15 protein-coding genes and 1 pseudogene are annotated in these 13430 nt (G+C 69.1%); 4 read left to right on the forward strand and 12 right to left on the reverse strand.

What is annotated here, in order from left to right:
* Positions 1-124 precede the first annotated feature (124 nt).
* Entirely contained in the window at positions 125-1012 is an 888-nt protein-coding gene (locus OG990_RS17585) for a universal stress protein (RefSeq protein WP_406081541.1), read from the forward strand.
* Positions 1013-1130: 118 nt separating this feature from the next.
* Complete coding sequence (locus OG990_RS17590; RefSeq protein WP_406081543.1) at positions 1131-2012, forward strand: universal stress protein; 882 nt, start codon at positions 1131-1133, stop codon at positions 2010-2012.
* Here OG990_RS17590 and OG990_RS17595 read toward each other — a convergent pair.
* The 7 genes from OG990_RS17595 to OG990_RS17625 form a co-directional block, all read right to left on the reverse strand.
* A complete protein-coding gene (locus OG990_RS17595) occupies positions 1942-2640 on the reverse strand; it encodes an FMN reductase (protein ID WP_328414194.1) in 699 nt (232 codons plus the stop codon). The genes OG990_RS17590 and OG990_RS17595 overlap by 71 nt on opposite strands.
* On the reverse strand, positions 2637-3776 hold the full coding sequence (locus tag OG990_RS17600; protein ID WP_386991646.1) for an LLM class flavin-dependent oxidoreductase: 1140 nt from the start codon (positions 3774-3776) through the stop codon (positions 2637-2639). Before OG990_RS17600 ends, OG990_RS17595 begins: the two co-directional genes overlap by 4 nt.
* 135 nt (positions 3777-3911) lie before the next feature.
* Entirely contained in the window at positions 3912-4178 is a 267-nt protein-coding gene (locus OG990_RS17605) for a ubiquitin-like small modifier protein 1 (protein ID WP_328414190.1), read from the reverse strand.
* Positions 4179-4188: 10 nt separating this feature from the next.
* On the reverse strand, positions 4189-5274 hold the full coding sequence (locus OG990_RS17610) for an exo-alpha-sialidase (protein ID WP_328414188.1): 1086 nt from the start codon (positions 5272-5274) through the stop codon (positions 4189-4191).
* 89 nt (positions 5275-5363) lie between these two features.
* On the reverse strand, positions 5364-6005 hold the full coding sequence (locus tag OG990_RS17615; protein ID WP_386991650.1) for a DNA-3-methyladenine glycosylase: 642 nt from the start codon (positions 6003-6005) through the stop codon (positions 5364-5366).
* A gap of 488 nt (positions 6006-6493) precedes the next feature.
* The gene (gene nhaA, locus OG990_RS17620) at positions 6494-8386 is read right to left on the reverse strand and encodes a Na+/H+ antiporter NhaA (RefSeq protein WP_406081545.1); all 1893 of its coding nucleotides are present in this window, start codon (positions 8384-8386) and stop codon (positions 6494-6496) included.
* Positions 8387-8467: 81 nt separating this feature from the next.
* The gene (locus OG990_RS17625; RefSeq protein WP_406081797.1) at positions 8468-8716 is read right to left on the reverse strand and encodes an MFS transporter; all 249 of its coding nucleotides are present in this window, start codon (positions 8714-8716) and stop codon (positions 8468-8470) included.
* Positions 8717-8742: 26 nt separating this feature from the next.
* Between OG990_RS17625 and OG990_RS17630 the strand changes: the two genes are divergently transcribed.
* Entirely contained in the window at positions 8743-8973 is a 231-nt protein-coding gene (locus OG990_RS17630; protein WP_406081547.1) for a hypothetical protein, read from the forward strand.
* Positions 8974-9384: 411 nt separating this feature from the next.
* Here the strand turns inward: OG990_RS17630 and OG990_RS17635 are convergent, their stop codons facing one another.
* The 5 genes and pseudogenes from OG990_RS17635 to msrB all read right to left on the reverse strand — a co-directional run bounded on the left by OG990_RS17635 (position 9385) and on the right by msrB (position 12730).
* Complete coding sequence (locus tag OG990_RS17635; RefSeq protein ID WP_328414182.1) at positions 9385-9813, reverse strand: OsmC family protein; 429 nt, start codon at positions 9811-9813, stop codon at positions 9385-9387.
* A gap of 472 nt (positions 9814-10285) precedes the next feature.
* A pseudogene (locus OG990_RS17640) lies at positions 10286-10536 on the reverse strand (transposase family protein); the annotation flags it as partial.
* Between the two features lie 121 nt (positions 10537-10657).
* Positions 10658-11314 carry a TetR/AcrR family transcriptional regulator gene (locus OG990_RS17645; RefSeq protein WP_406081549.1) on the reverse strand — a complete coding sequence of 219 codons (657 nt, stop codon included), beginning with the start codon at positions 11312-11314 and terminating at the stop codon, positions 10658-10660.
* A 420-nt stretch (positions 11315-11734) separates the two neighbouring features.
* A complete protein-coding gene (gene msrA, locus OG990_RS17650; RefSeq protein ID WP_328414178.1) occupies positions 11735-12241 on the reverse strand; it encodes a peptide-methionine (S)-S-oxide reductase MsrA in 507 nt (168 codons plus the stop codon).
* A 9-nt stretch (positions 12242-12250) separates the two neighbouring features.
* On the reverse strand, positions 12251-12730 hold the full coding sequence (gene msrB, locus OG990_RS17655) for a peptide-methionine (R)-S-oxide reductase MsrB (RefSeq protein ID WP_406081550.1): 480 nt from the start codon (positions 12728-12730) through the stop codon (positions 12251-12253).
* 408 nt (positions 12731-13138) lie between these two features.
* Here msrB and OG990_RS17660 point away from each other — a divergent pair, with 408 nt between their 5' ends.
* On the forward strand, positions 13139-13357 hold the full coding sequence (locus OG990_RS17660) for an SDR family NAD(P)-dependent oxidoreductase (protein WP_328414174.1): 219 nt from the start codon (positions 13139-13141) through the stop codon (positions 13355-13357).
* Positions 13358-13430: the final 73 nt, after the last annotated feature.

Consider the following 13430-nt stretch of genomic DNA (forward strand, 5'->3'; position numbering starts at 1 on the left):
GAGTCCATCGGACTCCTGCCACGGCTGCCGCGTCAGGGCCGTTGGTCCCCCTTGACGCGGGCACCATGCCTCTGACCGGGGCGGCGGCGCGGAGGGAGGCTGAGGTTGAACAGAGGAGGATGTGATGACCACCAGAACCGGTGCTTTCGTCGTGGTGGGTGTCGACGGTTCCGCCTCCGCGCTGGACGCGGTACGCGCGGGCGCCCAGGCAGCCGCCGCCCAACACCTTCCGCTGCGGGTGGTGCACGCGTTCGTCTGGCCGCTGTACGCGACCGTGCAGGGCCCGCTGCCAACCGATGTCGGGCTTCGCCGCGAGGCCGACGAACTCGTCGCCGAGGCGGTCGCCGAGGCCAAGAAGGTCTCCGCGGACCTGCCGGTCACTGGCGCGGTGGTCGACGGCACGCCCACGCCGGTGTTGCTGCGCGCGACCCGCGACGCGGCGCTGCTGGTGCTCGGCCACCGTGGTCTCGGCGGCTTCACGGAACTGCTGGTGGGCTCGACGGCCGTTCAGGTTTCCGCCCGCGCCGACTGCCCGGTGCTGGTGGTCCGGGGCGAGTCTCGGGCCGACGGTCCGGTGGTGGTGGGCGTCGACGGGTCGGCGCTGTCCACCGAGGCGCTCGGCTTCGCGTTCGCCGAGGCCGCACGGCGGGACACCACGCTGGTAGCGGTGCACGCCTGGCAGATCCCGACGTCGTTCATCGCGGGTGAGGTGCTCCCGTTGGTGTACGACCTGGACGCGGCCACCGCCGCGGAGGAGCGAACCCTCGCCGAAGCCGTGGCCGGCTGGTCCGAGCGGTACCCGGAGGTGCCGGTGCGGCAGCGAGTCGTCTACGGGGCACCGGCCCGGGTGCTGATCGAGGAGTCCGCGGCGGCGCAGCTGACCGTGGTCGGGGCGCACGGACGCGGTGCCCTCGGCGGGATGCTGCTCGGCTCGGTCAGCCACACGGTGCTGCACCACGCGAAGGGTCCGCTGGCGATCGTGCGGCACCAGGCTGGGAGCCGCAAGGACTAACGTCGCCGGCCCCGCCGCGTCGGCCGTTGCTCCGGCCGACGCGGCAGCGCGTCGAAGCAAATGCCGGCGTCGCACGCCGGGTGCGTCGACAATGACCTGACCGACCGAGGGAGAGCCGATGAACCGACCTGTCGTGGTGGGTGTGGACGGATCGCCGTCCAGCCTCGTCGCCGCGGAACACGCGGCCCGTGCCGCCCTGCTCCGGTCCCGGCCGCTGCTCCTCGTACACGGCTACCTGCACCCGCTCGGCTACGGCGTGCCGCTCAACCCGTACGACCTCGGGGTGCCGGCGCCCTCCGAGGAGGCGCAGAAGATGTTGGAACGCACGGCGGCCGACCTGGCCGACCGCTGGCCCGGCCTCGACGTCGAGGTACGCCAGGTCGCCGGCGGTCCCGGCGCCACCATGGTCGAGGCGTCCCGGCGTGCCGAACTCGTCGTGGTGGGCAGTCGAGGGCTGGGCGGGTTCGTCGGGCTGCTGCTCGGCTCGGTCGGTGCGCAGGTGGCCGCGCACGCGCACTGCCCGGTGCTGGTGGTCCGCCCGGACGAGCAGCCGATCCCGGTGAACGAGCCGGTGCTGGTCGGCGTGGACGGATCCGAGTCGTCCCGGCTCGCCGCCCGGTACGGCGCCGACGAGGCGGCGCTCCGCGACGTCCCGCTGGTGCTGGTGCATGTCGGCCCGCCGGACGGCGACCGGCCGGTCCCGGACGAGGTCGAGGAGTCACAGGCCGCGTACCACGCGGAGGCGGTGCGGCTGCTGGCCGACGCGTCCGCCGCCGTCCGGGCCGACCATCCCGGCCTGGTGGTGCGGGAGCATCCGGTCCGGGCGGCCGGCACGGCCCAGGGGCTCATCGAGGCGAGCGGCGGAGCGTCGCTGCTGGTCGTGGGCACCCGGGGCCGGCGCGGATTCACCGGGCTGTTGCTCGGCTCGGTCAGCCAGGCGGCGATCCAGCACGCGCACTGCCCGGTGCTGGTCGCTCATCCGTACGACCGGGAGGGCTGACCTGGTCGTCGTCGCCCCGGCCGAGCATCTGCAGGAAGTCGGTGGTGAGGGCGAACGGGTCGGCGGGGCCGCTGACCGGCAGCCGCCGCTCGACCTGGTCGGCCAACTCCCCGGCGGCGCGCCTGATCCGACCCCGCAACGCGCCGTCGGCGGTGCCACCGGACCAGTCCTCCGGGGCCGCGAAGACCGTGGTGGGGACCACCACCGCCCGCAGGTAGCTGAACATCGGGCGGACGGCGTGCTCCAGGGCCAGCGAGTGCCGGGCGGTGCCCCCGGTGGCGGCGATCAGCACCGGCCGGTCGACCAGCGACTCGGACTCCACCACGTCGAAGAAGGACTTGAACAGCCCGCTGTACGACGCGTTGAAGATCGGGGTGACGGCGATGATCCCGTCGGCCCCGGTCACCGCGTCGAGGGCCCCGCGCAGGGCGGCCGGCGGGAATCCGGTGAGCAGGTTGTTCATGACGTCGTGGGCGTACTCGCGCAGGTCGACGACGCGCAGCTCCACCTCGGCGCCGCGCCGGACCAGCTCGTCGCGGGTCGCCGCGGCGAGCTGGTCGGCGAGCAGCCGGGTGGACGAGGGCTGGCTGAGGCCGGCCGAGATCACGGCGAGGGTGCGGCGGGTCACCGGGCCACCTCGGGCGCCTTACCCGTCACGTCGTCGACGGCGTGGACGGTGCTGTCCTTGGTGCCGCCGGCATTGGCCACCAGCGAGGCGTGCGTGGGCGCCTCCGGCACGTGCGCCGGGCGCAGTGCGGCGAACTCCTTACGCAGCACCGGCACGACCTCCTCGCCGAGCAGGTCGAGCTGCTCGAGCACCGTCTTCAGGGGCAGCCCGGCGTGGTCCATCAGGAACAACTGCCGCTGGTAGTCACCGACGTAGTCGCGGAAGCTGAGCGTCCGGTCGATGACCTGCTGTGGGCTGCCCACGGTCAGCGGGGTCTCCCGGCTGAACTCCTCCAGCGACGGCCCGTGCCCGTAGACCGGCGCGTTGTCGAAGTAGGGCCGGAACTCCCGGACCGCGTCCTGCGAGTTGCGCCGCATGAACACCTGCCCGCCGAGGCCGACGATGGCCTGGTCGGCGGAGCCGTGGCCGTAGTGCGCGTACCGCTCCCGGTAGAGCCCGACCATCCGCTGGGTGTGCTCCTTCGGCCAGAAGATGTGGTTGGCGAAGAAGCCGTCACCGTAGTACGCGGCCTGCTCGGCGATCTCCGGGCTGCGGATCGAGCCGTGCCAGACGAACGGGGGAACCCCGTCGAGCGGGCGCGGCGTCGAGGTGAACGACTGCAGCGGGGTGCGGTGGCGGCCCTTCCAGTCGACCACGTCCTCGCGCCAGAGCCGGCGCAGCAGGTCGTAGTTCTCGATGGCCAGGGGGATGCCGGCGCGGATGTCCTTGCCGAACCACGGGTACACCGGGCCGGTGTTGCCCCGGCCCATCATCAGGTCAACCCGGCCGTCGGCGAGGTGCTGGAGCATCGCGTAGTCCTCGGCGATCTTCACCGGGTCGTTGGTGGTGATCAGCGTGGTCGCGGTGGACAGCAGCAGCCGCTCGGTACGCGCCGCGATGTAGCCGAGCATCGTGGTCGGCGACGAGGGCACGAACGGCGGGTTGTGGTGCTCGCCGGTGGCGAAGACGTCCAGGCCGACCTCTTCGGCCTTGAGCGCGATGGTGACCATCGCCTTGATCCGCTCATGCTCGGTCGGCTCCCGACCGGTGGTCGGGTCGACCGTGACGTCGCCGACGGTGAAGACTCCGAACTGCATGACCAGCTCCTCAAGTGTCGAACGGGTCCGTGGTATCCGGACACTGCGCCCAACATATTTGACGAGTCAACTATTCCGTCGGCGGTACGCCCCTCGGTGGCGCCGGTCACCCGACAACGGACGTAGGGTGCCGGCTCAGCCCCCCGCGACCGAGGGCAGCACCTGCACCTCGGCACCGTCACCCACCGGGGTGGCCAGCCCGCCGGAATGCCGGCAATCCTCCCCGTCGACGAAGACGTTGACGTAACGGCGCAGCTCGCCACGCTCGTCGCGGATCCGCCGGGCCAGCCGCGGATGATCGGCGGCCACCTCGTCGAGGACCGCCCGCAGCGTCCCGGCCGCGGTGACGCTCAGCCGGCTGGCGCCGCCCGCCTCGCCGCGCAGCGGGCCGGGCAGCAGCACGGTGACCACCTCACACCGCCGCAGCGCGGACGCAGAGCACGTCGGGCAGGTGCGCGGCCACCAACGACCAGGAGTCGCCCTCGTCGCGACTGGCGTAGACCTCACCGGAGCGGGTGCCGAAGTAGACCCCGCCCGGGGTGGCGTCGTCGGCGCACATCGCGTCGCGCAGCACCGCCGGGTAGAACGGCCCTTCGGGCAGCCCCACCGACAACGGCTCCCACTTGCCGCCGGCGTCGGCCGAGCGGAACACCCGGCAGCGGTGGTCGGTCGGGAACCGCTCGCTGTCGGCCACCAGCGGGAAGGTCCACACCATGCCGGCCCGCGCCGGGTGGGACACCATGGCGAAGCCGAAGTCGCTGGGCAGCCCATCGGCGATCGAGGACCAGGTGCGGCCGTCGTCGTCGGAGCGGTAGACGCCGTGGTGGTTCTGCGCGTACAGCCGCTCGGGGTTGCTGGCGTCCCGGGCGACCTTGTGCACGCACTGGCCGAACTCCGGCCACTCGTCGGGCATGAAGTACGCACGGATGCCGGTGTTGCCCGGCGCCCAACTCGCCCCGGCGTCCTCCGAGCGGTAGACCCCGCCGGTCGACATGGCGACCAGCAGCCGAGCCGGGTCACGCGGGTGCGGCAGCACGGTGTGCACGGCCTGGCCGCCGAACCCGGCCCCCCACTCGGGCCGGTGCGGGTGGTCCCACAGCGACCGGACCAGCTCGAAGCTGCGACCGCCGTCGGTGGAGCGGAACAGCGCCGAGGGCTCGGTGCCGGCCCAGACCACGTCCGGCTCGTCCGGGCCGGCCGGCATCAGCTGCCAGACCCGCCCCAGCGTCGCGCCGGTGTCGGCCGGGAAGGCGACCGGGGCCTGGTCGGGCTCGTCCCACGAGGCGCCGAGGTCGTCGCTGGTGGCCACGCTGGGCCCGAAGTGTGAGCTGGTCACCCCGGCGAGCAGCCGCGGGGTGGGGCGGCGGGTGTCGACCGCGACCGAGTAGACGCCGGTCATCGGGAAATGCGGGCCGGTGATCTCCCAGTTGCGCCGGTCGTCGGCGCTGGTGGCGAGAAACAACCCCTTGGCCGTGCCGATCGCGAGCAGCGTTGTCATGACGTCCTCCGAACCGTCGGCGTGCAGGTGCGGTGATTATGGCCACACCCACCGACAGTTTCACCAGGGCACACGCCGGGGCCGGGCGCTCAGCCCCGGGCGCGGGGCACGTGCCGCCGGTACGCGCTGACCGTCGGGTCACCGTCGAGCCAGAACCGCCACGGCACGTCGTGCGCCCCGGTCACGCCGACCCGCGGCCCGGCGACCACCGCCTGGGCCGACACCGGACGCTCCGGCGGACGCAACCGGACCGGCCCGTCGCCGAGCAGGTACCCGCCGTACGCCGCCCGGTCGATCCCGAGCGCGGCGCAGAGCCGGGCCGGACCACGGGCCAGGTCCACGTCCCGACGCACCGCCAGTCGACGAGCCCGCGCCGTGGCCAGGCCGTCGACCACCTCCCCGGCGCGCAACAGCACCGCGGCGGCCTCCCCCTCGACCCCGGTGACCACGTTCATGCACCAGTGCATCCCGTAGGTGAAGTAGACGTAGGCGTGCCCGGCCGGCCCGAACATCACCGCGTTGCGCGGGGTGCGCCCCCGATGCGCGTGCGAGGCCGGGTCACCGGCCGTCCCGGCGTACGCCTCGACCTCGGTGATCCGGACGGTGACCCCGCCAGCGTCCAGCCGACAGCCCAGCAGCCCGCGCGCGGCCGGCAGCAGCGGGCCGGCGAGCAGGTCCCCCAGCATCGCCAGGTCGGCGTCGACGGCGCGGTCCTCCGGCAGCAGGTCCATGACCCCGACAGTACTGTCGGTTCTCAGTGACGATTTCAGCCGGCCGGTAAGAGCACGACCGCATCCCGCACGGGGCGGCGTCTCGCCAACCCGGTGCGGTTAGTTAGCTGCCCGCCCAAGTGGCACTGGCTGAGCGAACGCCAGGTGATATGTGGCACGACACGGCTTTCAGTGCGGTTCCGAGGATCAGTTGACTCTCCCCCCGTGGGAGAGGGGAGGTTGGTGGTCATGGGAGTGCGGGGCTGAGTATCGGGGACGTCGCGAAGATGACGTTTCTGAGCGTCAAGCAGCTGCCCAACTATCACGAAATCGGGCTACTCGAACCCGCAGTGGTCGATCCGGTATCGGGATACCGCTACGACGACGTGTCGCAGGTCGCGACCGCACAGGTCATTCACCCGCTGCTGGTGACGACGCTACTCGGCGTCGGTCCCGGCGCCCGTCGATCTGACGGCCGACCGGCGTGCTGTCGAGTCAACGGAACGCGCTTATTTACGGGTCGCTGGTGCCTCGCGGCCGAGGCGGGCCCGGGCTCGGGCCATACGAATGGCGGCGGTCAAGGCCGTGATGTCGTAGGCGCCGTAGTGGCGGCGGCCGTTGATGAAGAACGTCGGGGTGCCGGACACTCCGCTGTTGTCGGCCGAGTCGATGTCGCTTTCGATGCGGCCGGCGTGGGCCTGGCTTACCAGATCGTCGTGGAAGCGTTTCTGATCCAGACCGAGGTCTCCGGCGTATTTGATTAGATCAGTGATGTTCAGCTTGTCCTGGTGTTCGAGCAGCAGGTCGTGCATCTGCCAGAACTTGCCCTGAGCGGCCGCTGCTTCGGCGGCCTCGGCTGCTAGCCGGGCTTGCGGGTGCACGTCTGACAGAGGCAGGTGACGCCACACGAAACGCAGGTCGGCGTGGCCCAGCAACTGCCGGACGACTGGCTCGGCCTTCCCGCAGTACGGGCACTGGAAGTCGCCGTACTGCACCAGCGTTACCGACGCACCGGCTGGGCCGCGGACGTGGTCCTGCTTCTCGTCGACTCCTGGGATGAGGTCGATCAGCTCCGTCATGTCGCCGAAGAGCGCCCGGGTGCGCTTGTCCCTGGGCAACATGTTGGTGACGCGGAACGCGTTCCAGGTCAGCGCTGAGGATACGATCGCGGCGCTGAGCACCCCGACTTTGGCCTCGGCCAGTTGGTCGCCGGTGAAGGCCAGGCTGGCGATCAGCAGCGACACCGTGAAGCTGACACCGGCGATCGTGCCGCTGCCGAGCACGCCCGCCCAGCCCACGGCCGGACGGATGCGGCCGTGTGAGATCCAGGTGAGCCCGGCCGAGGTGCCGATCACGGCGAGCGGCTTGCCGACGACATACCCGAGCAGCACGCCCCAGGTGACAGGCGACGTGAACGCCTGGGCCAGGAACGGACCGTCGATGCTGATGCCAGCGTTGGCCAGGCCGAACAGCGGCACGATGGCGTAGCTGGACCAAGGGTGGTAGATGCGCTGAAGGCGGTCGTTGGGCGATAGCGTATTCGCGAGGCCGATCGAAGCCGTACGCGCGAGCGTGGGCGTCGGCTGCTCACGGAACGACCGGAACAGCCCGCTGACCTGCTCGAGCTCAGCTCGGCCGGGAGAGTAGGCGAACGCGGTCAACCCGATGGCCAGTCCGGTCACCACCGGGTCGACTCCGCTGACCAGCAGCGCGCCCCACATCACGATGGCGACCGGCACGTACGCCGAGCCACGTCGGACGCCGGCTGCGCGGATGGCCAGCATGACCGCGAACGCCGCTACGGCCACCACGATTGGCATCATCTTGATGTCGTCGCTGTAGACCAGGGCGATGACGATGAGTGCGATCAAGTCGTCGACCACGAACACGGTGAGCAGGAAGATCCGGACCCGGTCGGGCACGCCCCGGCCGAGCAATGCAAGCAGGCCCAACGCGAGGGCGGTGTCGGTCGACATAGCCACGCCCCAGCCATGCGCGCCCGGCCCGCCGTGGTTGATCACCAGGAAGATCAGCACCGGGATCAGCATGCCGATCACGCCGGCCACGCTGGGCAGCACGAAACGTCGCCGGTCGCGTAGGTCGCCGAGGTCGAACTCGCGCCGCGCCTCAAGGCCGACGACCAGGAAGAACAGAGTCATCAAGCCGCTGTTGATCCAGGTGTGCAGGTCGCGGGAGAGCTCGAGGTGCCCGAGGCGCAGGGACAGTTGGGTGCGCCAGACGGCTTCGTAGGAGCCGAGGTCGATGTTGGCCCAGAGCAGTGCGGCGACGATGGCGGCCACGAGCACGCGGGCGCTGCCGGACTCAGTTCGCAGAAAGGCTCGCAGCGGTGCCGCTAGATTCCGCTTCGAGATCGTTCGGTCGCTCATCTTGGTTTCGGTCACACGTCACCTTCCGACGCGCTGGCCGGGCCAGCATGGATAGCTAGATCACGTGCCGCAAATGCGGGCACGCGACCTCTCGGTTCAGTACTGATCGCGCTGCCCCAGCTGTGGCCGACTGCGCAGAGAGCGACGAGGCCCGCCGATGCCCTGCAGGATGCGGGCGACTATCAGTGAGTTCATGGTCGGGACGACCGCGCACATGATCGACGCGATAGTGAACCCGGCCATACCCACGAGGAGGATTCGCCTGTGGCCGTAGCGGTCGCCGAGCGCGCCGGCCAGCAGGATCAGCGCGGCCAGGCCGCGACCTGGATCAGCTCGCTGTCGCAGCTCAGCGCGTCAACGTCGAGCTCGGCATGTCCATCGCCTTCCTCGACGAGGCACTGCAACGCTCGCTCGAACCCGGCGCACCGTCCACCGTGGCCCGGCCGATCACTGCGAGCCATGCGCGATGCCGGCCTCACCCCATCGTGTTCGTCGCGCCGATCCTGCCCGAACTGACAGACAGCACCGAGCAGATCGACGAGTTGATCGGCACCCTGGCCGACGCAGGGGCAGGCAACTTCTCCCGACACCGCTGTACCTGATGCGCGGCGTCACAGACCTGTTCTTCGCCTGGCTGCGCCGCCAGCATCCCGAACTGCTCTCCACGTACGCCGACCTCTACGCGCACGGCTCGTGCACGGCCCGTCATTACCGCGACCTCGTCCGGGCACGCGTGAACCAGGCATTTGCAGCGCCACGGGCTGCCGATCCCCGACGACACGACCTCCGACGAGTTCGCCCTGCTCGGCCGTCACCGAGCCGACCGCACCGACTCAGTCCTGAGCTGCCGGCACGAGTCACCGGCCAGCCGCCAGGACCAGGACCTGCGCCGCATGCAAGGCGCCGCATCGCGTTCAAGCTGTCGCGGTCGACGGAAACACTGTCGCCGCCTGGGGCGGAACGACAACCGGTTGCTGCTCGGCCGTGATCGCCGAGCAGCAAGCGGCCTGATTTCAGCGCGGCCCGACGAACTCTGTCCTCACGCTCCATGCGAACTGAATCAGCAGGGTCACTGGGGACTTCTCGGCAATGTCATGCATCACCTTCAAGTCGTCGGGGTCAGGTTCTTCACTCAGCGTGATCGTGCGCTGCAGGTAACGCTCTGCGCCTTCCTGGTCGGGTTCGTGGTAGTCGATCTCGACGGTGATGTCACCGGCGGTGTCGTACTTATAGTCGACATACTGCCGCAGCGTCTGAGCAGTGCACGACGCGAGCGCCATCAACAGGTACTCCGTCGGCGTCGGGCCTTCGCCGAGTGCGCCGTTGTGCGGTTCATCGGCGACGAACGTGAAGCCGCGGGTGGTCATGTCCGTGCGCCGGCGCTCAGTGGCCGGAAGGACAGCTCGGGCGGATGCGACGACACGATCCCGATCGGTTTCCATCAGCCGTGCCTTCCTGTAGATCCTGGTAGTGACGGTCCAGATACGCGGGTCCAGCAGCAGCCGAGCCGCAGTCTGAGCGGGGGCTGTGGCCGGGCGTATAACCCCGTGACCGGGTACCTCCGCAGGCTAGCCTTCGCGGACTAGATAGTCCAGTTGATCGCTCGTGGCCAGAACCGCTCGGCCCTCGTGAACCATCACCTCGGGGTGCCTTAAGCTGCACTGAAAGGCGATTCGGACCAAGACGCCCCCCGCTGAACTCGCTCGATGCCAAACCCAGATATGGACTCGTCAGTCCGCTAAGGCTAGGATATGCCGTCGTTCACGCATCAGGGCGGCGACCGTCGGCGCCTCCCGCGACTCGGGCCGACTCAAATCCGGACAACATGAGGAACATCGATACTCAGTGATCCGCAGTCGCAGCACGAGGCGATCCAACGACGCGAGGAACGACTCGATGGCAGCTTTCTCACCGCGCCGCTGCGGTGAGTAGAGCGACAGCTTCGCGGACGTAGCGCCAGGCGGTGGCGACGCCGATGCCGAACCCGCTGCGAGGCGGGCGTAGGTGTCGCCGTTGCGCAGATGGGCGAGGGTGAGTAGGGCTTGCCGGGCGGGGTCCAGGCGCCGCCACCGGGATCGACGCTGCTGGCGGTGGTTACGGAGGCACTCAGCGAGGTGGTTCAGGGTTCGGCCGGACAGCGGGATCGTGGCGGGGTGAGACAGCACGGCGAGGCTCCCGGTCGGGGCATCGTGGTTCGACTGCTGCCTGACCTGGAGCCTCGCCCTCATCGATCTCCGGGCTGCTCGCACCGGTCGTGACCAGCCTGGTCACGATGAAAGGGCTCAATTAACGGGTCGGCTCGCCGGACGGCTCCAAGAGGAACGATCTGATGTTTTCCAGCGCCATGTCCAGAGCAACTTCCATGGGTGCGACGTTGTGCGCGGCGTTCGCCAGCAAGTAGCCGCCTTGCAAAGCTGCCATCAACCCCGTGGCCAACTTCTCCGGGTCGGCGTCCTGGCGCAGTGCACCGCTGTCCCGCATCCGGTGCAGACCATCACTGATCAGCTTTTCCCATGCCGTAAACGTCTCCGACAGCATCGATCGAGCCTGCTCATCCTGATCGGACAGCTCGACAGCCATCGACCCAAGGCCGCACCCGTATTTGCCGTTGTTCAGCGAGTTGGCCTGGACCAGCGCGTTACGCCACCGGACCAGCCCTGAGAACGATCTCAGTCGTTCGAGCCCTCCGCGCTCGCGCTGAAGCACAAGCGCGCCTCGATATTTGACCAACGCGCGCACGAGCTCCTGCTTGTCGGCGAAGTGGCGGTAGAGCTGAGACTTGCTCGTCTGGCTGGCCTCGCGGACGTCGTCAAGGGTCGTCGCGTTCACCCCGCGCACGAACATTAGCCGGTTCGCCGCCTCGAGGATCCGCTCTCGCGTCGCGATGCCCCGTTGACTGATCCTCCGCTGATTCGTCGGCGCAGCCAACTGCTCGTCGCTCATCGGTCAAGTGTATCCAGCGCGCCAGATAACCCATGGAGAATGGGACCTTGGAGTCCATCCGGCGTCATGTCGCATTCGCGTGATGGTGAAGAACGAACGTATGCGCCGACGGCTTGATTGAACGGGTGTCCGTCCGCGAGATCATCGATAGGGCGGGTCTCTTCCTGGACTGCTTGGTCCTCGCTGTGGCAAGTTGCTGCTGCTCAGGAGTTGCTCGGCCGATGCATCGTGAGCGGCGCGCCGGAGGTCAGCGCGTGTCAACCTCTTTGACCTGCGTCTGCACGTCACACGCATCACCCGCAGCTGATCCTGGCTGCGGCCATGAAACAACAAGAGGGAATCACTGTCGCGTGTCCCGCTCCCGGCAGACGAAGACATCCCTGGCCGGCGCGCAGACCAGGGGTCCGCGCGCCGGAGGTGTCAGGCCGCCGCCCGCTTCGGGAGCTTCCACCCGGGGCGCGGGAAGTGGCAGGTGTAACCGTTGGGGTAGGTCTGCAGGTAGTTCTGGTGCTCGGGCTCAGCCTCCCAGAAGTCGCCCGCCGGGGTCACCTCGGTGACGACCTTGCCGGGCCACAGGCCCGAGGCGTCGACGTCGGCGATCGTGTCCTCGGCGACCCGCTTCTGCTCGTCGCTGGCGTAGAAGATCGCCGAGCGGTAGCTGATGCCGATGTCGTTGCCCTGGCGGTTCTTCGTCGAGGGGTCGTGCACCTGGAAGAAGAACTCGAGCAGCGCGCGGAAGTCGGTCTTCTCGGTGTCGTAGACGACCTCGATGGACTCCGCGTGGGTGCCGTGGTCGCGGTAGGTGGCGTTCGGGACGTCGCCACCGCTGTAGCCGACGCGCGTGGACACGACGCCGGGCTGGCGGCGGAACAACTCCTCCATGCCCCAGAAGCAGCCGCCGGCGAGGATCGCCTTTTCGGTGGTCACGTTGTCTCCCTACTTGTCGTCGGTGTCAGTTTTGGTGTCACTCCTGAACAGGGTGCGGTATTCGCCGTACCCTGCGTTCTCCAGGTGGTCGAGGTGGATGAACCGCAACGACGCGGAGTTGATGCAGTAGCGCAGTCCACCCTTGTCGGGGGGACCGTCGTTGAAGACGTGGCCGAGGTGGCTGTCCCCGTGCCGCGAGCGGGCCTCAGTCCGGATCATCCCGTGGCTGGAGTCTTCGCGCTCGACGACGTTCGTCTTGGCGACCGGCTTCGTGAAGCTCGGCCAGCCGGAGTTGCTGTCGTACTTGTCGACCGATGCGAACAGCGGCTCGCCGGACACGACGTCGACGTAGATGCCGGGCTCGTGGTTGTCCCAGTAGGCGTTGGCGAACGCGCGCTCGGTGCCGTCCTGCTGGGTCACGCGGTACTGCTCCGGGTCGAGCCGCGAAACGGCCTCCGGGTTCTTGTGGTACTGGGTCTGCTGGGGCAAAGCTCTCCCTTCCCGGCCTTTCGGCGTGAAGCTGAGGAACCAGGCGAAACGCACCTGGACGCGCGAATGTACAGACACCCTACGGACCGGTTGTATTCCCGCAGCCCTCACCTTTTGTGGACCATAGAGTCCGGACAGAATGCCCGGTCGTGGCCGACTGGGTGCCGTCGTTACGGTGGTTGACCTGGGACACTTCGCCGTCACAGTAGCATCCGCTTGACCCTAAGAGTGGACTTGACCGACCAGTTCTACCGCGACTAGGTTCGGGGCGTCCGGCTGTGTGCCTCCGCTGGCGACGAACGGTCCGACTTGCCCACCGGCGCCGAGTTCTACGGACGTCGCGCCACTCCCGGGGAACCGGTTGCTGCCAAACACAAATCGCCATTCAGTGGGTAAGGAACAACTGTCATGAGTGAGAGTTTCGAGGGCCGTAAGGCCGTGGTCGTCGGCGGCAGCAGCGGCATGGGCCTCGCCACGGCCCACCAAGTCGTCGCCGGGGGCGGCACCGGCGTGATCACGGGCCGAGACCAGGACAAGGTCGGGGCCGCGGTCGACGCCTTGTCGCAGAACGGAAAGGCATGGGGCATCACAGCCGAGCTGACCGACCGCGACCAGGTCGACACGTAACGCCGGGATCGCGCCAGCGGGGCCTCGACCCCGGCGCCGTCCTACCGACGACTTCGCTGTCGCGCTCGTTCCT

This window comes from Micromonospora sp. NBC_00858, assembly GCF_045207365.1.
Lineage (GTDB): Bacteria > Actinomycetota > Actinomycetes > Mycobacteriales > Micromonosporaceae > Micromonospora.

Bases quoted from the DNA above. Each gene is read 5' to 3' on its own strand.
- OG990_RS17585 (WP_406081541.1), top strand. From the start codon at position 125: ATGACCACCAGAACCGGTGCTTTCGTCGTGGTGGGTGTCGACGGTTCC.
- OG990_RS17590 (WP_406081543.1), top strand. From the start codon at position 1,131: ATGAACCGACCTGTCGTGGTGGGTGTGGACGGATCGCCGTCCAGCCTC.
- OG990_RS17600 (WP_386991646.1), bottom strand. From the start codon at position 3,776: ATGCAGTTCGGAGTCTTCACCGTCGGCGACGTCACGGTCGACCCGACC.
- OG990_RS17610 (WP_328414188.1), bottom strand. From the start codon at position 5,274: ATGACAACGCTGCTCGCGATCGGCACGGCCAAGGGGTTGTTTCTCGCC.
- OG990_RS17615 (WP_386991650.1), bottom strand. From the start codon at position 6,005: ATGGACCTGCTGCCGGAGGACCGCGCCGTCGACGCCGACCTGGCGATG.
- OG990_RS17630 (WP_406081547.1), top strand. From the start codon at position 8,743: ATGTCCATCGCCTTCCTCGACGAGGCACTGCAACGCTCGCTCGAACCC.
- OG990_RS17635 (WP_328414182.1), bottom strand. From the start codon at position 9,813: ATGGAAACCGATCGGGATCGTGTCGTCGCATCCGCCCGAGCTGTCCTT.
- OG990_RS17645 (WP_406081549.1), bottom strand. From the start codon at position 11,314: ATGAGCGACGAGCAGTTGGCTGCGCCGACGAATCAGCGGAGGATCAGT.
- OG990_RS17660 (WP_328414174.1), top strand. From the start codon at position 13,139: ATGAGTGAGAGTTTCGAGGGCCGTAAGGCCGTGGTCGTCGGCGGCAGC.